We start from the raw sequence: 20286 nt of genomic DNA, 5'->3' as shown, positions 1-20286 counted from the left end.
TCTCAGTCCCGCACGGCCAGCATGACGGCATAGGCCTTGAACACGGCCGTCGCCGGCTGGCCTGCTGCGAGCGCGAGGCCGTCCACGGCGTCGTTGGTGACACTGGCCGTCACGACCGTGCCGCCGGGCAGCGTCAGGCCGATCAGCGACGACACCGCGCCGCGCTCCACGCGCGACACGGTGCCGGCCAGCTGGTTGCGCGCCGAGAGTCGGTAGCCGCCGAAGTCGGTCACCAGCACGACCTCGCTGCTCTTCACCAGCGCCAGCGCCTGCTGGCCGGGTTGCACGTCCAGCTCGGCGGCGGCCTCGGTGGTCAGCGCCGCCGTCACCGCCTGGCCACCGTCCAGTGCAACGCGCACCGTGGTCGTTGTCGGCCCAGGGTTCACGTCTGCAATGCGGCCCAGGAACTGGTTGCGGGCGGTGGTTTTCATGCTCATCCTCTTCAGCAGCGCATCCAGCGCCGGTTGGGTGGACAGCCAGGCGGCCTGTTCGTGCAGGAAGGCGGTGTGCCGGGCCTGCAGCGCGCGCCAGGCAGCGAGCAAGGCCTGGCCCTCGGCGGTCAGCCGCGTGCCGCCGCCGCCCGTGCCGCCGGCGGCCTTGTCGGCCAGCGGCGTGCGGGTCAGGGCCTGGGCAGCGTCCAGCACCAGCCAGGCGCCCTTGTAGCTGTAGCCGGCTGCACGGGCCGCCTTGTGCAGCGAACCGGTCAGCGCCAGTGCGGCCAGCAGGTCGAAGAAGCGGCCGTCCAGCCGGCCGGCCAGGCGCAGCTCGCCTTGCAGCAGCGGGTGGTCGCCGCCGTTCACGGCGCGGCCTCCAGTGCCGCGCGCAGGCCTGGGTCGTCGGCGCGCAGCCGGGCCTGCACGCCGCCACCGTCCAGCAGCAGCACCTCGTCGGCCAGGGCCAGCACGTCCTCGGGGTCGTGGCTGACAAGCAGCGTGGGGATGGCCAGGCGCTGGCGCAGCTCTCGCAGTTCGGCGCGCAGCTGGCGGCGCAGCGTGGTGTGCAGCGCGGCGAAAGGCTCGTCCAGCAGCAGCACCTGCGGCTGGCAGGCCAGCGCGCGCGCCAGCGCCACGCGCTGCTGCTGGCCGCCGGACAGCGTGGCCGGCCGGCTGTGCGCCAGCGCTTCAAGGCCGAAGGACGCGATCAGCGCGTCCACGCGTGCGGCGTCGTCGGCGGTCAGGCGGCGGCGCCAGCTGGTCAGGCCGAAGGCGATGTTGTCGCGCACGCTGAGGCGGGGGAAGAGGGCGTAGTGCTGGAACAGATAGCCCACGCCCCGCGCCTCGGGCGGCAGGCAGGTGCCGGTGGCGGTGTCCAGCAGCGTGTGCCCGTTCAGCCGCACATGGCCAGCGCGCACCGGCAGCAGGCCGGCGATGGCCTGCAGCGTCAGCGACTTGCCCGCGCCCGACGGCCCGTACAGTGCGACGACGGGCGCGTCGGTCGCCAAGGCAATGTCCAGGTCGAAGCGCCGGCGCGCGTCCTGGACCGAGAGCTGCAGGCGGATGTCGATCATGGCTGCGCGAACCCGTGCCTGGCGAGGATGGCCTGCGCCTCCGCGCCGTGGAGAAAGCCGATGAAGTCCCGCGCGAGTGCGGGTTGGCGGCTGTCTGCCACGGCAGCCACCGGGTAGCGGATGGGCGCGTGGCCGGTGACCGTGGCCGCCACGCGCACCTTGCTCCCGGCGATGCCGGCGTCGCTGCGGTAAACAAAGCCCGCCTCCACCTCGCCGCGTGCCACGTAGTCCAGCACCTGGCGCACGTTGTCTGCAAACACCAGCTTGGGCGCCAGTGCTGGCCAGAGCTGCGCACTGCTCAGCGCCTGCTGCGTGTAGCGGCCCACCGGCACGGAGGCCACCTTGCCGATGGCGATGCGCTTGACGGCCGGCCCTGCCAGGTCGGTCAGGCGCTGCACGGCGCTGCCGGGCGGCGTCACCAGCACCAGCGCGTTGGCGGCGAAGTCGCGGCGCGTGTCGACCGCAATCGCCCGCTGTGCCACGGCGCGGTCCATGCTGTCCGGGTCGGCGCTGGCGAACACGTCCACCGGCGCGCCTTGAACGATCTGCTGCGCCAGCACGCCCGACGCGGCGATGTTGAAGCGCACCGTGACGCCAGGCCGCGTGGCTTCAAAGCGCTGGCCGATCGCCTTGAACGCGTCGGTCAGGCTGGCCGCAGCGGAGACGGTCAGCTGCTGTGCGGCAGCCAGCAGTGGCAGCCAGCAGGCAAGGGCGGCGAGCAGGCGTTTCGTCACGGTGAAGGCGCGCGTTGCAGGAAGCGGTTAGACAGCACGAGGATGGCCACGGATAAGGCCGACACGATGAGCGCCAGCAGCAGCGCGACGTCGTCGCGGCCGGCTTGCACGGCGTCGTAGATGGCCATGGAGGCGGTCTGCGTCTGGCCGGGGATGGAGCCGGCCACCATCAGCGACGCGCCGAACTCGCCCATCGCGCGGGCGAAGGCCAGCAGCGTGCCGGCCAGGATGCCGGGCCAGGCCAGCGGCAGCGTCACGCGCACGAACGTGCTCCAGGCCGACTGGCGCAGCGTGCGCGCGGCGGCCTCCAGCTGCCGGTCCACCTGCGCGAAGGCGCTGCTCGCGCCCTTGAGCACCAGCGGCAGCGCCACCAGCGTGGACGCGATGACGGCGCCATGCCAGTGGAAGATGACCGTGTAGTCGAAGTGCTCGCGCAGCCAGCCGCCGAGGGCGCCGTGGCGGCCCATCAGCACCAGCAGGCCATAGCCCAGCACGGTGGGCGGCAGCACCAGCGGCAGCATGCAGAGGGCCTCCAGCACGCCGCGTCCGGGCAGGCGCGTGCGTGCGAACACCCAGCCCAGCGCGACGCCCAGTACCAGCGCCAGCCCCGTGGCCAGGCCGGCCACGCGCAGCGTGAGCGCCAGCGGCGCGGCGTCGAATTCGGTCCAGAGCGCGGTGGGCATGGTGCGTAATGTAGAGGACTACATTGCGCTATTGGGGCGCTGCGCCGTGCGGTGCGGGCCGGGGTTGCGCCCGCACGGGCTCGGCGTGGCGCGGGCGAGCGGCAGGTGTGGGCTGATCATCCTGCGGCATTGCGTGAAATCAGGCCGCTGCGAGCTCGGTGGCGTCACGCCGCGGGGATAGCATGCCGCGCGTGGAAGTAACGTTCTCATCGCATGCCATGACTTGTTCCCGAGCCTGCCTCGGTCGGTTGCGACCAACGGGACGCGCATGCATCGGCCGCCGAGGTGCGCTGCCGCCCACCCTGTCGGCGCCTTGCGATCCGGTTTGCCCACCCGGTCATCAGCGGCCGGCCGGCAGGCAGCGGGGCTTCACGCTGTTGGAGTTGGTGATGGCCATCGTCATCCTGGGCGTGCTGGGCGCGTTCGCGCTACCCGGGTTGATCGACACGGGCTCGCAGGCACGCGTTGCCCAGGTGAACTCCACGGCAGGTGCCGTGGCGACGGCGGTGTCCATTGCGGCCTCCAAGTGCGTCGTGACAGCGGGTTGCAATGTCAGGAACTGGTCGCTGCCGATGCGCGGGCCGGACCGAAAGATCGGCACCATGTTCAACGGCTACCCGACGGGCCAATCGCGCCTGCCCAGCTACTTCGGCATCAGGGATTGGGTGGACGTGAAGGGCGTCAGCATCCATGAAATCAACACGTCCATCACGCAGTTCAGGGTGGACACGGCCCCCGATCCCATGAATTGCATGGTGATCTACCACGAGGTGGTCAACTTCGGCGAGCAGCCGTCGGTGACGAAGCTGACGTCGGGCTGCTGACCGCCGCGAAGGCCTTGCGCGGCGGCTGCGATGGACGACAGGCCGGCTGCCCGCCTGCGGTGCACTGGGGCGAGAATCCTGGGCCCAATCGCCCACGCCAACCCCCGTTTGCAGCCTGCCCCACGGGCGCTGCAGGCCCGTGCCTTCCCTTCATGACCGACGTTTCGTACACGCGCTTGCCCCTGTGGCCCCGCGCCCATCCCGTCAGCGGCGCCAGCGCCACGCTGAAGCGCCACAACGAGGACTTCATCGTCACCGAGCTGCCGCTGCAACTGCCGTCCGGCGAGGGCGAGCACCTGTGGCTGGACGTGGAGAAGAGCGGCGCCAACACCGCCTTCGTCGCCCAGCAACTGGCGGCGGCCGCCGGCGTGGACGAGCGCGACGTGGGTTATGCCGGCCTCAAGGATCGCTACGCGGTGACCCGCCAGTGGTTCAGCATCTACCTGCCCTATGGCAAGGGCAAGGCCGAGACGCCCGACCTGACCTTGCTGCAGCATCCCGAGTTCAAGGTGCTGTTCCAGAGCCGCCATGTGAAGAAGCTGCGTCCGGGCGATCTGCGTGGCAATGCCTTTCGCCTCGTGCTGCGCGACGTGGCCGGTGACCGTGATGTGCTGGAGGCCAACCTGCGCGCCGTGGCGGCGCAGGGCGTGCCCAACTACTTCGGCGCCCAGCGCTTCGGTTTTGATGGCGGCAACGTCGAGCAGGGCCGCGCCATGCTGGCGCGAGAGATCCGCGTGCGCAACCCGAAGAAGAAGGGGATCTACCTGTCGGCGGTGCGCTCCTTCGTCTTCAACGAGGTGCTGGCACAGCGCATCCAGCAGGGCCTGTGGGGCCAGACCTTGCCGGGCGATGTGATGGACGAGGCCGGGCAGCCCACCGGTCCGCTGTGGGGTCGCGGCCGTGTGGCGACGAGCGAGCAGGCGCAGGCGCTGGAGATGGCCGTGGCCGCGCGGCACGCCAGCCTGTGCGACGGCATGGAGCACGCCGGCCTGGAGCAGGAGCGCCGCGCGCTGGTGGCCCGCCCGGCGGACATGGCCTGGAACTGGCCGCAGCCTGACGAGCTGGTGCTGAGCTTCTCGCTGCCGGCCGGGAACTACGCCACGTCGGTGCTGGACGAGATCCTGCGCACCACCGAGCCCGAGCGGCACGCGGAGGCCGAGCCGGCGCCGGCCGAGTGAATGCGGCGCGCGCTCAGCGGCGGCGCAGGCGGCGCGCGCCGGCCACCAGGCCCAGCCCGGCCAGCAGCAATGCCGCGCTGGCGGGCTCCGGCACGGGGCTGACGCCGAAGCTGAGCTGACCGCTGACCCAGCGGCCCTCTGCGACGCCGGGGCTCAGGTCCTTGAAGCTCTCGCTGAACTCGATGCGCAGCTGGCCGTCGGCGCCCACGGCCAGGTCCAGGCCGGAGAGATCCAGCGTGCCGCTGTAGCTGCCGGTGCCGCTGAAAGCGTCGTCCGCGGCAGGGGCCCAGTCCAGCGTCAGGCCGCTGGTGTTGCCGAAACTGACGCGCAGCTCCGACAGGCTGCTGGGTGCAAAGGCTTCCAGCACGACGTTCCAGTCGAAGCGGGTGAGGCGGCTGTGGGCGCCGACATCCACCAGCAGCACGGTGTTGCCGTCCTCGCCGAAGCCGTTGACGCTGGTGGCGCCAGCGACATCGACGACGACATCGGCGGCCTGCGCGGTGAGGGCGGCCAGGCCCAGCGTGGCGGCTGCGGCCGTGGCGGCGAGGTGGCGAAAGGTCTTGCTCATGACGGGATCTCTCAGTTGGCGGCCGCGCGGGGCGCGACAAAGACGACGGCGGTGCGGGCCGGCAGGCTGAAGCTGCCGCTTGCGCGGTCGAAGCTGGCGGCGCGGGCGCGCTGGTCGGCAACGTGTGCCGGGTGCAGCACCAGCGGGCGGCCGGCCAGCACGGGGAAGCTCAGCTGCTTGGCGGTCTTGTCGACGTTGATCAGGTAGACCAGTTCGTCGAAGTTGGCGCCGGCGTAGCCCACGCCGTTGATGCGGCCCACCAGCACCGTGGGCTCCTGCGCCGAGCCGGTGTTCAGGAAGCTCAGGCGCGCCTTGATGTCCTCGGCCGTGCGCAGGCGCAGCAGCGTGGTGCTGTTGCGGATCTTGAGCAGGTCGCGGAAGGCATCGCGGGTCCAGGCGATGTCGTTGGCGTGCGGCTTGATGAGTGGGTTGGCCAGCAGCGGGCGGGCCAGCGCCCAGTTGTCGGCGTTGTCCCGAGCGGGCGGCAGGCCGACGCCGAAGTTGTTGTCCTGGTAGGTCCAGTCCAGGCGGTTGAACCAGTCGCCGCTGTCGTAGCTGTTCTTGTCCAGGCTCTTGCTGCGCAGCACGTCGGTGCCGGCATGGAAGTAGGCCACGCCCTGGCTGAACGCATTGATCGCGTTGGCGAGGATCTGCACGCGGGCGCGGTCTTCCTTGCTGGTGCTGGTGGGCAGGCGGAAGGCGTTGTTGTCGAACAGCGTCAGGTTGTCGTGGTTCTCCACGTAGTTGACGACCTCGCCGGGCTCCAGCACCCAGCCGGCCGGGATGCCGCCGACGTCGATCTGGTCCAGGCGCAGCGTGGCGTCCCAGCTGGTCTGCATCTGGAAGCTGCGGATGGAGCCGGCCAGCGAGGCCTTGATGCGGTCGGCAAACCACATCAGCTCGCCGCGGCTCTGGCCGCTGGCGGCGGCGTTGGGGTCGTAGAAGAAGCCGTTGACATAGCCCTGGTTGGCCACCAGCGCGTTGCCGCTGTCGCAGCAGCCGCCGCCGCGCACGGCGTCGCGCATCAGCGGGTTGAAGCTGCCGATGCCCGAGCCGTTCAGGCTCAGCATCTCGGCCTGCACGAAGCGCGCGCCGTTGGCGACCTCGCCGAAGTTCCAGCCCTCGCCGACGATCTGCACCGCGCGCCCGGCGGCGGCCTCGACGCGGGCCTTCAGCGCCTCGATGACCGCGCGCGGGTGGTGGCCCATGATGTCAAAGCGCAGCGAGCTGATGCGGTAGTCGCGCACCCAGGTGACGGCCGAGTCGACCATCAGCTTGGCCATCATCAGGTTTTCGGAGGCGGTGTTCTCGCAGCAGGTCGAGCGCTCGATGCCGCCGGTGGCGTTGTAGCGGAAGTAGTAGCCGGGCACGGCCTTGTCGAGCACCGACGTGGCGTTCTGGCCGGATGAGGTGGTGTGGTTGTAGACCATGTCCATGCCCACGCGCAGGCCGGCCGCGTTCAGCGACTGCACCATGCGGCGGAACTCCACCACGCGGGCCAGCGGGTCGGCCGCGTTGCTGGCGTAGCTGCCGTCGGGCGTCGTGAAGTGGTGCGGGTCGTAGCCCCAGTTGAAGCAGTCGCTGCCGGCGGTCGCGGCCACGGCGGCCTGCTGGCTGTCGCTGTCAGCGGCGCCGCTGGGGGCGGGCGTCGTGCAGCTCTTCTCGTTGACGCTGGCGATGTCGAACACCGGCAGCAGGTGCACGTCGGTCAGGCCGGCGTCGGCCAGCGCCTTCAGGTGCTTCATGCCGTTGGACTGCGACTGCGTGAACGCGAGGTACTTGCCGCGCTGCGCGGCCGGCACGCTGGCGTCGTTGATGGAGAAGTCGCGCACGTGCAGCTCGTAGATGCTGAGGTCCGACGGCGCCTTGACGGTGGCCGGCGGTGCGCCCAGGTCCCAGCCGGCGGGCTTGGTGATGCCGGCGTTCAGGTCCATCACGACGCTCTGCTGCCCGCCCAGGGTCAGGCCTTGCGAGTAGGGGTCGGTGACGAGGTTCTTCACCAGGCCCACACCGCGCACGAAGACCTGCACCTGGTAGCGGTAGGTGGCGCCCTGCAGCGAGCCGGGCTTGGCCAGGCGCCACACGCCAGTGGCGGCGTCGCGTGTCATGGTTTCGGTGGTGGTGCGGGTCAGCGGCGAGTTGCCCAGCGGCGTGGTCAGCACCAGCGAGACGGCCTGGGCGGTGGGCGCCCAGAGCTTGAAGCTGGTGGCGCCGCGCGCGACGACGGCGCCCAGGTCGGGCACGTCGGCCGCCGCCGCGTACAGGTCGTCCAGCGCGCCGGCGATCTGGGCCGTCGTGGCGTTCTGCACCAGGCCGGCGGCGTTTTCCTGCACCAGCACCAGCTGCTGCTGATGCAGCGCGGGCAGGCGGGCGATGTCGGCGTCGCGCACGCTGAAGACGCTGCCGCTGGCAACAAACTTGAAGCGCAGTGCGTCGGCGGCGGGCACGCTGCCGGTGAAGGCGTCCAGCGTGATGAAGCCGTCGGCGCCGCTGACCGGCGCGTCCAGGCCCACGCGGATCTGGCCGGTGGCCGAGTAGTACAGGCGCACGCTGCCGCTGCTGGCCAAGCGCGGCCACTTGACCAGGCGCTTGTTCAGCCACACGGCGCGCGCGTCGGTGCTGGAGACGCTGCGCAGGTCGGGCGCGGCGGTGTAGACGGTGGGGTCGCGCTCGACCAGCCAAATGTGGCCGACCTGATCGCGGATGCTCAGCGCCGCGTATTCGACGCGGATGTTGTTGTCGCGGCCGTCCTTGTCGTTCTCGTTGGCCGGCATGCCGTGGATGATGAATTCCAGGCCCTTGCGGTTGACGTCGCCCTGCGGGTTCAGCACCGGGATGTCGAACACCACCTCGGCGTCGCCGGCGGCATGGCCGGGCAGGGCGTTGAGCGCCACCGGCTGGTTCCAGCGGTCGATGGTGACGCCGGCGGGCAGGCGCGCGGCGTCCAGCCCGCTGCCGTTCCACAGGTGCAGGCCCCAGGCGCTGTAGTTGCCGTCGAAGCGCTTGTAGTGCACGCGCACGGTCTTGATGTCCGGCGCGGGCAGCAGCAGCGGGTTGCTGGTGTAGCTGTTGCTGTCACCCTCCAGGCGCCAGATTTCGTTGACGCCGGCCTGCAGCGCGTAGCTCTGGTCGTTGCCGCCGTTGTCCTTGGTGTCGCCCTGGTGCAGCAGGAAGCCGACGTTGCCGGTGCCGGCTGCGAGCGGCACGTCGTAGTAGACGCCGAAGTCGGTGCTGCCGGCCGCGTTCCAGCCGGCGTTCCAGTTCGGGCTTTGCGCCGCACCCCAGGTGTGGAGCTGCCAGCCGGCATGGTTGCCATCGGCGCGGCGGTAGTGCACGCGTAGCGAGGTGGCGGGCTCGGCGGGCGTGGCCACCGCCGCGATCCGCGCGCGGGCAGTCTCAGGCGCGGGGACACCGGCCAGCAGCTCCACGCCGTCCTCGCTGACCGCCGTGGCCGCGCGGCTGGTGGGCGCCGGTTGCGCCGCCTCCATGCCGCCGCCGCAGGCGCTCAACAACCCCATCAGGCCCAGCGCCCAGGCGCCAGCCAGCTTGCGCGCTCGTTGCGCGACACCATCCGCCCACGTTGCCATCGGCATGTCTCCTTTTTGCTTTGGCGCATGCTAATGAAGTAAAACTACAAACAGAAGTTGGTGGAACTACTGTGTGCGCGGCGGAGCTGTCGTGCGGAAATGCGCGCCTTCTGGCGTCGTTGGCCAGTTGAAATACAGCGAATGTAGTTTTGCTTCTGATAAACAAAAAACAAGTGGCGCGCCGCGATTGCCCGAGCATGCGCCCCCGGAGACCCCTCATGCACGCCCTGAAACACCGGCTCTTTGCCGCCTTGACCGCCCTGGCTCTTGTGGCCTGCGGCGGCGGTGGTGGTGGCACCGCCACGCCCACACCCAGCCCCACGCCCGCTCCGCCGGCCGGTTTGGACATCGGCAATGACACGGCCTTCCAGAAGGTGCTGAGCGCACAGCCCGCCAATCCGGCCGCCAGCGCGCCCACCGCCGGCGTCCCGACGACGCTGACCGTCCACTACCGCCGCACCGCTGGCGACTACACCGGCTGGCAACTGCACCACTGGGGCGCGGCAGCGGCCGTGGACTGGAACGCCGGCCGCAACGCCGACAGCACCGACGCGTTCGGTGCGGTCTACAACGTGCCGCTGGCGGCGCAGACAGGTTCGGTAGGCTATTTGTTCCACAAGGGCGACACCAAGGATCACGGCGGTGCCGACCAGAGCTATGTGCTCAAGGCCGGCGTCAACGAGATCTGGCGCATCGAGGGCGACAGCGCGACCTACACCGCCAACCCGCTGGGCAGCGCGGCACCGGACGTGACGATCGTGCGTGTGCACTACAAGCGCTTCGACGGCGACTTCGCCGGCTGGGGCCTGCACCTGTGGAACGGCAGCGGGCTGGACACGGCCCGCGTGCCCGCCGGCGTCGCCATCGACGACTGGAACAACCCGGTCGCGCTGAACAAGATGCCGGGCTATGCCTCGGTGAATGCCGGCGAGGTGGTGTTCGACATCCCGGTGCTCAACCCCAAGGACAACAGCGCCCGCAAGTCGCTGGAGTTCATCATCCATGGGATGTCGCCCAACCAGGCCAACAAGGACGGCCGGGCCGACAACATCCGCGTGGACTTCGGCGCTTTCACGATCAAGGGTCAGGTGGCCGAGGTGTGGCTGGTGCAGGGCGATCCGCAGGTCTACCCGGCTGCGCCGGACACGCGCAGCGTCTCCACGACCGACGCCAAGGCCTACTGGCTGACCAAGCAGCTGCTGCAGTGGCCGCAGGTGGACGGCAGCGGCGTCTTCAAGCTCTACCACTCGGCGACGGCGCAGATCACCGCGGTCAAGGACGGCAAGGTCGCCGGCGCGGACGGCGCGCTCACGCTGGAGCGCTTCACCGGCAGCCTGGCCACGGCCGTGGCCACGCGCTTCAAGTTCATTGGCGCCGGCGTCGTGCTGGCCGTCAAGGACGCCGACCTCGCCCAGCTCGGCGAGCTGCACAAGAAGCAGCTGCTGCTGGTGCAGGAAGACAGCGCCGGCAACGTGCAGAACGCCACCAGCGCCCAGACCCCCGGCGCGCTGGACGACCTGTACGCGGCGGCCGCTAACGTCAACGACCTGGGCGTGAAGATCGCCGGCGGCCAGACCACCTTCAAGCTGTGGGCGCCAACGGCGCAGAAGGTCACCGTCTTCACCTACGACACGGGCACTGGCGAGGCCAAGACTGTGGACGCGCTGGCCTTCGACGCCGCCACCGGCGTGTGGAGCGTCAGCAAGGCGGGCGACCTGTCCGGCAAGTACTACCGCTTCGCCGTCGAGGTGTTCGTGCGCGGCGTCGGTGTGGTGCGCAACCTCGTCACCGACCCCTATGCCATCAGCCTGACGACCGACTCCAAGCGCAGCTACATCGCCGACCTGGGCGCCGCCAACCTCAAGCCCGCGGGTTGGGATGCGCTGGCCGCGTCCACCAAGGTGGCCGCGCAGACCGACATGGCCATCTACGAGCTCCACATCCGTGACTTCTCGGCCAACGACGCCACCGTGACGGCCGCCAACCGTGGCAAGTACCTGGCCTTCACCGAGGCGGGCTCCAACGGCATGAAGCACCTGAAGGCGCTGGCCGACGCCGGCCTGACCGACGTGCACCTGCTGCCCACGTTCGACCTGGCCTCGGTACCGGAGAGCGGCTGCACGACGCCCACGCCGGCCGGCGCCGCCGATGGCGAGACCCAGCAGGCCGCCGTGTCCGCCACGGCCGGCACCGACTGCTTCAACTGGGGCTATGACCCCTACCACTACAACGCTCCCGAGGGCAGCTACGCGTCCGACGCGGCCGACGGCGCCAAGCGCATCGTCGAGTTCCGCCAGATGGTCCTGGGCCTGAAGAACGCCGGCCTGCGCGTGGGCATGGACGTGGTCTACAACCACACCACGGCCTCGGGCCAGAACGAGAAGTCGGTGCTGGACCGCATCGTGCCGGGCTACTACCACCGGCTGAACGCCAGCGGCCGCGTCGAGACCTCCACCTGCTGCGACAACACCGCCACCGAGCACCTCATGATGGGCAAACTCATGAGCGACTCCGTGCTGCAGTGGGCGCGCGACTACAAGATCGACTCCTTCCGCTTCGACATCATGGGCCACCAGCCGCGCCCGGTCATGGAGGCGATGAAGACCCGCCTGAAGACCACGCTGGGCCGCGACATCCAGCTGATCGGCGAGGGCTGGAACTTCGGCGAGGTGACCGACGGCGCCCGCTTCGTGCAGGCCACGCTGTACAGCCTGAGCGGCTCGGGCATTGGCAGCTTCAACCCCATCATCCGCGACGCCGTGCGCGGCGGTGGCTGCTGCGACAGCGGCAGCGCGCTCGTCAGCAACCAGGGCTTCGTCAGCGGCCTGTTCTACGACCCCAACCCGTCCGCCGGCACGCGCAGCAAGACCGACCTGATGTGGCTGGGCGACCAGCTCAAGGCCAGCCTGGCCGGCAGCCTGCGCAGCTACACCTTCACGACGCACTGGGACGCCACCGTCACCGCCGAGAGCCTGGGCAACAGCATCGGCTGGAGCACGCAGCCGGACGAGGTTGTCAACTACGTGGAGAACCACGACAACCTGACGCTGTTCGACGTGCTGGCGCTGCGCCTGCCGACCACCACCAGCCGCGAGGACCGCGCCCGCGTGCAGCTGCTGGCCAACGCGATCAATGCGTTCAGCCAGGGCGTGGCCTACTTCCATGCCGGCACCGACGTGCTGCGCAGCAAGAGCCTGGACAAGAACAGCTACGACAGCGGCGACTGGTTCAACCGGCTGGACTGGAGCTACCAGGACAACTACTTCGGCACCGGCGCGCCGCGCGCGGCGGACAACAGTGCGGACTGGCCGATGCTCAAGCCCTTCCTCGCCAACGCGGCCATCAAGCCGGCGCCGGGCGACATCGCGTGGATGCGCGACGCCTTCCGCGACGTGTTGAAGATCCGCGCCAGCTCGACGCTGTTCCGCCTGCGAACGGCCGACGACATCAAGGCGCGCCTGAAGTTCCTGAACACCGGCTCGGGCCAGAACCCGGTCGTGCTGGCCGCCACGCTGGACGGCAACGGCTACGCGGGCGCCGGCTTCAAGCGCATCGTCTACCTGTTCAACGTCGACAAGACCACGCAGACGCTGACCGTGCCCGGCGAGGTGGGCCAGGCGCTGCAGCTTCATCCGGTGCACAAGGCTGCCGGCGCCGCCGACCAGCGTGTGGCCAGCGGCGCGAGCTTCGACAGCGCCACTGGCGGCTTCACGCTGCCGGGGCGCTCGGCGGTGGTGTTCGTGCTGCCCTGACCGGGGTGACTGCAGACAGGGGTGCGGCGCGGGACTAAGCTGGGGATGAGGCCTGCAAACGACAGGTCCGGACCCGCGAGGAGACCGCCATGTCCGTCCGCCCCCTGATTGCTGCCTGGGTCGTTGTGCTGGCCGCTGCTGCGCTGGCCGGCTGTGCCACCGAGGCGGTCGGCCCGCCTCGCGTCGACGTGTTCGCCGACGCGGCGTTCAAGCCGCCGGCCACGCCGCTGGACACCGCCGACCCGCTGCGCCTGAGCCCGGCCATGCAGCGCTTCGCCGAGACCGAGATGGCCCAGCAGATCCGCGCCAAGGGTGTGCGCGACGGGCTCATCGATGCGCTCTACACCAAGGGCCGGCTGCAGCTGGACTACGACAGTGAGCTCACCCGCACCGCCGCCGAGGCCTTCGACGCGCGGCGCGGCAACTGCCTGTCGCTGGTGATGATGACCGCGGCCTTCGCCCGCCACCTGAACCTGCCGTACCGCTTCAACAGCGTCCACCTCGAGGAGAACTGGACGCGCAACAACGGCATCTTCTTCGTCGCTGGCCACGTCAACATCAGCCTGGGGCGGCCCATCTCGGCGGCGGCCCGCGTGGCGGTCTATGGTGACCCGGAGATGCTCACCATCGACTTCCTGCCGCCGCAGCAGCTGGGCCGGCACCGCTCGCGCGTGGTCGACGAGTCCACCATCCTGGCGATGTTCCAGAACAACCGCGCCGCCGAGGCGCTGCTGCGCGGGCAGCTGGACGAGGCCTACTGGTGGGCGCGAGCGGCCGTGATCACCGACTCGCGCTGGCTGGCGGCCTACAACACGCTGGCCGTGCTGTACCGGCGCAAGGCCCTGCACCGTGAGGCCGAGCAGGCCCTGCGCCTGGTGCTGGCGAGTGAGCCGCTGAATGTGCAGGCCCTGTCCAACCTCGTGCTGGTGCTCAGTGACCTGGGGCGGCGTGACGAGGCGCAGACCTATGCCAACCAGCTGGCGCAGATGCAGCCGGTGCCGCCGTACAAGTTCTTCGACGAGGGCGTGGCCGCCATGAAGGCCGGCGAGTTCGCGGCGGCGCGCTCACTGTTCCGCAAGGAGGTGGCGCGTGCGGCCTATGTGCCGGAGTTCCATTTCTGGCTGGGCCTGGCGCACTACGGCCTGGGCGACGTCAACGGCGCCCGCGGCGAGCTGGCCAAGGCGCTGGAGCACAGCGCCACGGCGCAGGACCGCCACCTGTATGGCGCCAAGCTGGCCTGGCTCAACGAGCAGCGCGATCAGGGCTCGCAGCGGCGGCGCGAGCTGCTGCTGCCGCGCGCTGGCTCGTAGCGGGCGCTGTCAGATCGGTGCCAGCCCGTGCCGCGCGCGGGCGCGGGCGCAGGCATCGTCGCCGATGCCCATGGGCGCGCGCTCGCCGAACTCGCGGCAGGGCGAGGGCCGCCACTCGTGGATGCCGCAGCTGGCCCGCTCGCCCACCTTGCCGCTCAGCGCCGCGCAGCGCGGCTGCACGTGGTCGGTGCCGCGCATGCGCACGAGGCGTCCGGTCAGCGGCACGGCCAGCCCGTCCGGCACGCGGCCACCTTCGCTCTCCAGTTCGCTGCAGTCGAAATCCACACGGAAGCTGGCGCAGCAGGCGCCGCAGGTCAGGCAGGGGTTGCTACTCATGCGGCCAGTGTAGGCAGCGGTGGGACACTGGCCGCCTACCGACCCAACTCATCACCATGCGCGCCATCCTCCTTGCCTCGTTGTGTCTGGTCTCGGCCGTCGCCCAGGCCGCCGATCTCACCGTCACCGTGCTGGACCGCAACGGCCGCCCGCTGCCGGATGCCGTCGTGCTGGTGGACAGCAGCGTGCAGGGCGTGCGGCCCGCGCCGGTGCTGGAGGCGACCATCGCGCAGGAGAAGCTGCGCTTCGTGCCCACCGTGACGGTGGTGGGGCTGGGCGCCAAGGTCAGCTTCAGCAACCTCGACAGCTGGGATCACCATGTCATCCTGGGCCTGATGGGGGCGGGCGGCGTTTACCTGGACCCGGGGCACAACACGCAGTTCCGGTTGGCCGGTCGCGTGCGCGGCAAGCCGCCGGCGGTGGACAGCAAGCAGCTCACGCAGCCCGGCGCCTACCTGCTGGGCTGCCACATCCATGGCTCCATGCGCGGCCATGTGTACGTGGCCGACACGCCGTGGGCGCGGCTGGCCGGCGAGGACGGTCGCGCCCTGCTGCAAGCGCTGCCCGAGGGCCCGGCTCGCGTGCGCATCTGGCACCCCGACCAGCTCGTCGACGGCGCCGCGACGCCAGTGCAGGTGGCCGCCACGGGCAACGCGGTGACGGTGCAGACGCAGATCACGTCGTCCCGCAAGGCGCGCAGCGCGCCGGCGCCGGACCCGCTCTACCCGGGGCTGTGAGCCCGGCGGGACGCCGCCCGGCTCACTCGGTGCGCGGCTCGCGCACGACGGTGACCGTGCGGTCGGACTCGGCGACCACATAGCCCGACACGCTGCCCAGGTAGCGCCGCACCGGCGACGCGCCGCGTGCGCCCATGACGATGTGGTCCACGCCGTTGCGGCGCGCAAAGTCCACCAGCGCCTCGGCCACGTCCGGGGCCTCCAGCACGTGGAAGGTCAGCCGGCCGTCGTCCAGGTTCAGCGCCTTGCTGATGGGGCGGGCCCAATGCTTGAGCGCGATGAGCTGCTTCACATGCAGGCTCTGGCCGTGCTGGTCGGTGAGTTCGTCGATGCCGATGCGGTTGATCTTCATGACGGCCACGCAGGCCAGCCGCGCGCCGGCCTCGGTCTGCACGATGCGGCGCACCGTCTCGCACAGCTGGGCGCGCAGCTCGGGCGTGCCGCGGTCCAGCTCCACGGCGGCCATCACGATGGGGCTGCGGGCCAGCTGCTGGCCGTGTTGGGCCACCGGCGCGGGCTCGGAGCCCATCGCGAAGAACCAGCGCTTGAGCCGGCGCATGACGCCGCTGGTGTGCAGCTTCTCGGCGCGCGCCGTCAACACCACGCCGCGGGGCTCGCGCAGGTCCAGCGCCAGTTGGGCCGCGCTCTGGTAGCGGCGCTCGGCGCGCACTTCCAGGCAGCGCAGGATGATCTCTTGCAGCCACGGCGGCAGCTCGGGGCGGATGGCGCGTGGCGGCACCGGCTCCACGTAGAGCCGCCGGCGCAGGCCGCGCACCGAGTCGGGCTGGCCGAAGGGGCGCTCGCCGGTGGCCAGGTGGTAGAGCATCACGCCCAGCGCGAACAGGTCGCTGCGTGGGTCGCTGCGCACGAACTGCACCTGCTCCGGGCTCATGTAGGGGCCGGTGCCCATGGGCAGCGTGAACTCCTCTTCCAGCAGGTCGGGCAGCTGGGCATGGCGGCTGAGGCCGAAGTCCACCAGCACGGCCGTGCCGTCGGGCCGGAACATGATGTTGCTGGGCTTGATGTCCAGGTGCACCACATGCTGGCGGTGCAGCGCGGCCAGTGCCGTGGCCACGCGGGCGCCGATGTCGGCCACTTCCTCGGGCGGCAGCGGTGCGTCGTCCAGCCGCGGGCGCAGCGTCTCGCCGGGAATGCGCTCCATGACGATGAAGGCCTGGCGCGTCCAGTCGCCGCGCGCGATGAAGCGCGGCACATGCGGGCCGCTGAGTTGCGGCATCAGCATCTGCTCGACCTCGAAGCCGACGATGGTGGCCGGGTCCTCGCCGCCCTTGATGCGCGGCACTTTCATCAGCAGCTCGTGGCCGTCGTCCGTGCCGGCGTCGACGCGGCTCACGCGCCACAGGTTGGCCATGCCGCCTTGGTGCAGGCGCTCTTCGAGCCGGAAGCCGTCCAGCACCTGGCCAGCCTCCAGCGGAGCGGGTGCGGTGGTCGGGGAGGGGAGTGCGGTGCTGCTCATTCGCCCAGGGTCAGCCGGCGAGCCAGGCGTTCAACAAGGATGGTGGGCATGTCGGTGGCGCGCAGGGCGGCGCAGGCCGCCTCCACGTCGTAGCCGACGCGCTGGAAGGTCACGCGGGCATCGGCCAGGTCGCTGGTGGCAGGGTCGAGCAGCGCATAGCAGGCGGCTGGGTTGCCGTCGCGCGGCTGGCCACAGGCGCCCGGCACGACCAGCCACTGCCGGTGGCCGGGCAGCGGCATGGGCACGCCGGCCAGCGGGCGGAAGTCGCCCGCCTTGCCGGTGCCCGACAGGTGATACAGCATGGGCTCGTGCATGTGGCCGCAGGCCTGGATGCGGGCCGGGCTGGCATGCAGGCTCTTCACGGCCTCGGCCCGGCCCTGCACGTACTCCCAGCCGCCGGGTTGGAAGGCGTTGGCGTGCACGAACAGGCAGTGGCCCGGGTCGCCGTGCGCCTGCAGCGGCAGCCGGGCGAGAAAGCGCAGCTGGTCTTCGTTGAGCTGGGCGCGCGTCCAGTCGATGACGGCGCGGGCGTCCGGGTGCATGCCGGGCGTGCTGCCGTGGGCCACCGCCTCGTCGTGGTTGCCCTGGATGGCGATGGCGCCGTCGGCCACCAGGGCCATCACGCGATCGACCACCCAGGCGGGGTCGGCGCCGTAGCCGACGAAGTCGCCCAGCAGCGCGAAATGCGTCGCGCCCTGGGCGCTGGCGTCCGCCAGCACGGCCTCGAAGGCGTGCCGGTTGGCATGGATGTCGGTGATGAAAGCCCAGCGCATAGCCCGACAGCTTGCCATGAAGCGCTGACGTCCAGCTGCCGCGTGGCGCGCAAGCCGCGAAGGCTGGCTCGCCAAGGCTGCAAGGGCGTTGCGGCACGGGCACAAAAAAGCCGGCACGCGGCCGGCGGTTTGCGCGGGGCAGGTGGCGTCAACCGATGCGGCCCAGCAGCAGGTACTCCATGAGGGCTTTCTGCACGTGCATGCGGTTCTCGGCTTCATCCCACACCACGGACTGCGGTCCGTCGATGACGTCGGCCGTGACTTCCTCGCCGCGGTGCGCCGGCAGGCAGTGCATGAACAGCGCGTCCGGCTTGGCGCGGGACATCATGTCGCGGTCCACGCACCAGTCGGCGAAGGCGGCCTTGCGGGCCTCGTTCTCTGCCTCGTAGCCCATGCTGGTCCAGACGTCGGTGGTGACGAGGTCGGCGCCGATGCAAGCCTCGCGCGGGTCCTTGAAGACCTTGTAGCAGCTTGCATCCTTGATGCCTGCCACGGCCGGGTCGATCTCGTAGCCGCTGGGCGTGCTGACATGCACCGTGAAGCCCAGGATCTCCGCCGCCTGCAGCCAGGTGTTGGCCATGTTGTTGCCGTCGCCCACCCAGGCCACGACGCGGCCCTTCAGGCAGTCCATGTCGATGCTGCCGCGGCGGTCCATGCCACGGGCCTCGATGAAGGTGAACAGGTCGGCCAGGATCTGGCAGGGGTGGTACTCGTTGGTCAGCCCGTTGATGACCGGCACGCGCGAGTGCGCCGCGAAGCGCTCGATCTTGCTCTGCTCGAAGGTGCGGATCATGACGATGTCGACCATGCGGCTGATGACGCGCGCCGAGTCTTCCACCGGCTCGGCGCGGCCCAGCTGGCTGTCGCCGGTCGTCAGGTGCACGACCGAGCCACCCATCTGGTACATGCCCGCCTCGAAGCTGACACGCGTGCGTGTGCTGGCCTTCTCGAAGATCATGGCCAGCGTGCGATCCTGCAGCGGCTGGTACTTCTCGTAGTTCTTGAAGCGGCGCTTGATGATGCCCGCGCGGTCGAACAGGTGGGCGTACTCCTCGGCCCGCAGGTCCTTGAACTGGAGGTAGTGGCGCATCAGGCTGTCTCCCGGCTTCATGGCTTGGGTTCGGCCAGGAAGGCCTTGATCAGCGGCACGAGGATCGCGGTGATCTGGCGCGCTTCGTCGTGGGTGAGGATCAGCGGCGGCAGCAGGCGCACGACCCGGTCGGCCGTGACGCTGATGAGCAGACCAGCGTCGAGCGCGCGCGTCAGCAGCACGCCGCAGGGGCGGTCCAGCTCGATGCCCAGCATCAGGCCTTGGCCGCGGATGTCGACGACGCCGGCTTCGCCTGCCAGCCCTTCGGCCAGCCCGTCGCGCAGCGTCGCACCGACTGCCGCGGCGTTGGCCAGCAGGCCGTCCTCTGCCATGACCTTGAGCGTCTCGACGCCGGCACGCATGGCCAGCGGATTGCCGCCAAACGTGGTGCCGTGGTTGCCGGCCTTCAGCACGTCGGCCGCACGCGGGCCGCAGACGACCGCGCCGATGGGCACGCCCGAGCCCAGGCCCTTGGCCAGCGGCATCACGTCGGGCTGGATGCCCGCCCATTGGTGGGCGAACCACTTGCCGGTGCGGCCAATGCCGCACTGCACCTCGTCCAGCATCAGCAGCAGGTTGTGCTGGTCGCAGACGCGGCGCAGCCCCTGCAGGAATTCGATGCGGGCCGGGTTGATGCCGCCTTCGCCCTGGATGGTCTCCAGGAAGATGGCTGTCACGTTGGGGTGGGCCGCGATGGCGGCCTCGACGGCGGCAATGTCATTCAGCTTCACGCGCACGAAGCCCGGCACCAGCGGGCCGAAGCCGGCTTGAATCTTGGGGTTGGCCGTGGCCGACAGCGTCGCGATGGAGCGGCCGTGAAAGGCGCCCTCGAAAACGATCACCTCTGGCGACTCGACGCCGCGGTCATGGCCGAACTTGCGGGCGATCTTCAGTGCCGCCTCGTTGGCCTCCAGCCCGCTGTTGCAGAAGAAGACGTTGGTCAGGCCCGACAGCTCGACAAGCTTGTCAGCCAGCTGTTCCTGCAGGGGGATGCGGTAGTAGTTGCTGGTGTGAATCAGCTTGGTGACCTGATCCTGCAACGCCGCCACGAGGCGTGGGTGGTTGTGGCCCAGTGTGTTGACAGCGATGCCCGACAGCCCGTCCAGCAATCGTCGGCCGGCCGTGTCCCAGACCCACGCGCCCTGGCCGTGCGAAAGCGCAACGGGCAGGCGGCCGTAGGTCGGCATCACGTGGGCGTCGGAGGGAAGGGGCGCAGCGGTCATCGGGGCTCCGATTGAGTCGAGAAAAAATGAGCTTTTGATTCTAGGACGCGATGCACGGCGCTTTGCTGCGCCGCAATAGAACGGCATGAGCCGAGGCACAATAGCGGTCTTTGGCGGCGTCCCTCCGCTGACCCGCGAAGCCCACCACTTTCCATGACCGTTGCCTCCCCGCCGCGCGAAGTATTCATCCAGGGTGTGACACTGGATGGACGCACCTTCCGCCCGAGCGACTGGGCCGAGCGCCTGGCCGGTGCGATGTCCAGCTTCCGCCCCGGCGGCGCCCGCATGGGCATCGGCGCTCACATCGGCTATTCGCCGTATTGCGTGCCGACCGTTATCAATGGCGTGAAGTGCGTCATCGTCAACGAAGAACTGCGGCGCCTGGAACCCATGGCCTGGGACTTCGTCATGAACTTCGCCCGTGACAACAACCTGCAAGTGGCCGACGCCTGTCTGCTGCCTGACGGTAAACCGGGGGCCTGACCCCCTGATCGGTGGGTGCTTAGC

17 protein-coding genes are annotated in these 20286 nt (G+C 70.1%); 6 read left to right on the top strand and 11 right to left on the bottom strand.

The window, feature by feature from the left end; genetic code table 11:
- Window positions 1-2 precede the first annotated feature (2 nt).
- From NYO99_RS05780 to modB, 4 genes are read right to left on the bottom strand one after another with little or no spacing between them, the layout of a single operon-like run.
- Entirely contained in the window at window positions 3-800 is a 798-nt protein-coding gene (locus tag NYO99_RS05780; protein WP_268166135.1) for a TOBE domain-containing protein, read from the bottom strand.
- On the bottom strand, window positions 797-1507 hold the full coding sequence (locus NYO99_RS05775; RefSeq protein WP_268166134.1) for an ABC transporter ATP-binding protein: 711 nt from the start codon (window positions 1505-1507) through the stop codon (window positions 797-799). Before NYO99_RS05775 ends, NYO99_RS05780 begins: the two co-directional genes overlap by 4 nt.
- Window positions 1504-2241: a molybdate ABC transporter substrate-binding protein gene (gene modA, locus NYO99_RS05770; RefSeq protein WP_268166133.1), complete on the bottom strand. Its 738-nt coding sequence runs from the start codon at window positions 2239-2241 to the stop codon at window positions 1504-1506. The genes NYO99_RS05775 and modA overlap by 4 nt, the downstream gene beginning before the upstream one ends.
- Complete coding sequence (gene modB / locus NYO99_RS05765) at window positions 2238-2924, bottom strand: molybdate ABC transporter permease subunit (protein ID WP_268166132.1); 687 nt, start codon at window positions 2922-2924, stop codon at window positions 2238-2240. Before modB ends, modA begins: the two co-directional genes overlap by 4 nt.
- A gap of 182 nt (window positions 2925-3106) precedes the next feature.
- Between modB and NYO99_RS05760 the strand changes: the two genes are divergently transcribed.
- Window positions 3107-3748, top strand: coding sequence for a type II secretion system protein (locus NYO99_RS05760; RefSeq protein ID WP_326494822.1), 642 nt, complete (start codon window positions 3107-3109; stop codon window positions 3746-3748).
- 152 nt (window positions 3749-3900) lie between these two features.
- On the top strand, window positions 3901-4926 hold the full coding sequence (gene truD / locus NYO99_RS05755; RefSeq protein WP_268166131.1) for a tRNA pseudouridine(13) synthase TruD: 1026 nt from the start codon (window positions 3901-3903) through the stop codon (window positions 4924-4926).
- A gap of 13 nt (window positions 4927-4939) precedes the next feature.
- Here the strand turns inward: truD and NYO99_RS05750 are convergent, their stop codons facing one another.
- Window positions 4940-5494 carry a PEP-CTERM sorting domain-containing protein gene (locus tag NYO99_RS05750; RefSeq protein WP_268166130.1) on the bottom strand — a complete coding sequence of 185 codons (555 nt, stop codon included), beginning with the start codon at window positions 5492-5494 and terminating at the stop codon, window positions 4940-4942.
- An 11-nt stretch (window positions 5495-5505) separates the two neighbouring features.
- On the bottom strand, window positions 5506-9081 hold the full coding sequence (locus NYO99_RS05745) for an alpha-1,6-glucosidase domain-containing protein (protein WP_268166128.1): 3576 nt from the start codon (window positions 9079-9081) through the stop codon (window positions 5506-5508).
- A 218-nt stretch (window positions 9082-9299) separates the two neighbouring features.
- Between NYO99_RS05745 and NYO99_RS05740 the strand changes: the two genes are divergently transcribed.
- Both NYO99_RS05740 and NYO99_RS05735 read left to right on the top strand, forming a co-directional pair.
- On the top strand, window positions 9300-12833 hold the full coding sequence (locus NYO99_RS05740) for an alpha-1,6-glucosidase domain-containing protein (RefSeq protein WP_268166127.1): 3534 nt from the start codon (window positions 9300-9302) through the stop codon (window positions 12831-12833).
- Window positions 12834-12922: 89 nt separating this feature from the next.
- Window positions 12923-14143: a tetratricopeptide repeat protein gene (locus NYO99_RS05735; RefSeq protein ID WP_268166126.1), complete on the top strand. Its 1221-nt coding sequence runs from the start codon at window positions 12923-12925 to the stop codon at window positions 14141-14143.
- 9 nt (window positions 14144-14152) lie between these two features.
- Here the strand turns inward: NYO99_RS05735 and NYO99_RS05730 are convergent, their stop codons facing one another.
- Window positions 14153-14479 carry a YkgJ family cysteine cluster protein gene (locus NYO99_RS05730; RefSeq protein ID WP_268166125.1) on the bottom strand — a complete coding sequence of 109 codons (327 nt, stop codon included), beginning with the start codon at window positions 14477-14479 and terminating at the stop codon, window positions 14153-14155.
- Between the two features lie 56 nt (window positions 14480-14535).
- Here NYO99_RS05730 and NYO99_RS05725 point away from each other — a divergent pair, with 56 nt between their 5' ends.
- A complete protein-coding gene (locus NYO99_RS05725) occupies window positions 14536-15216 on the top strand; it encodes a cupredoxin domain-containing protein (RefSeq protein ID WP_268166124.1) in 681 nt (226 codons plus the stop codon).
- Window positions 15217-15238: 22 nt separating this feature from the next.
- On the opposite strand, the gene NYO99_RS05720 is transcribed toward NYO99_RS05725, so the two are convergent.
- From NYO99_RS05720 to NYO99_RS05705, 4 genes are all read right to left on the bottom strand, one after another.
- A complete protein-coding gene (locus NYO99_RS05720; RefSeq protein ID WP_268166123.1) occupies window positions 15239-16693 on the bottom strand; it encodes a bifunctional serine/threonine-protein kinase/universal stress protein in 1455 nt (484 codons plus the stop codon).
- The gene (locus NYO99_RS05715) at window positions 16690-17466 is read right to left on the bottom strand and encodes a metallophosphoesterase family protein (RefSeq protein ID WP_268166122.1); all 777 of its coding nucleotides are present in this window, start codon (window positions 17464-17466) and stop codon (window positions 16690-16692) included. The genes NYO99_RS05720 and NYO99_RS05715 overlap by 4 nt, the downstream gene beginning before the upstream one ends.
- Window positions 17467-17614: 148 nt before the next feature.
- Window positions 17615-18577: an ornithine carbamoyltransferase gene (gene argF, locus NYO99_RS05710; protein ID WP_268166121.1), complete on the bottom strand. Its 963-nt coding sequence runs from the start codon at window positions 18575-18577 to the stop codon at window positions 17615-17617.
- On the bottom strand, window positions 18574-19779 hold the full coding sequence (locus NYO99_RS05705; RefSeq protein ID WP_268166120.1) for an aspartate aminotransferase family protein: 1206 nt from the start codon (window positions 19777-19779) through the stop codon (window positions 18574-18576). The genes argF and NYO99_RS05705 overlap by 4 nt, the downstream gene beginning before the upstream one ends.
- A 153-nt stretch (window positions 19780-19932) precedes the next feature.
- Between NYO99_RS05705 and NYO99_RS05700 the strand changes: the two genes are divergently transcribed.
- Window positions 19933-20262 carry a DUF3579 domain-containing protein gene (locus tag NYO99_RS05700; protein ID WP_268166119.1) on the top strand — a complete coding sequence of 110 codons (330 nt, stop codon included), beginning with the start codon at window positions 19933-19935 and terminating at the stop codon, window positions 20260-20262.
- Window positions 20263-20286: the final 24 nt, after the last annotated feature.

The sequence above is a fragment of the Roseateles hydrophilus genome, assembly GCF_026712245.1.
Taxonomy (GTDB): domain Bacteria; phylum Pseudomonadota; class Gammaproteobacteria; order Burkholderiales; family Burkholderiaceae_C; genus Pelomonas; species Pelomonas hydrophilus.
Note: the sequence above shows the minus strand (reverse complement) of the source record. Positions and strands in the feature narration are given on the sequence as shown.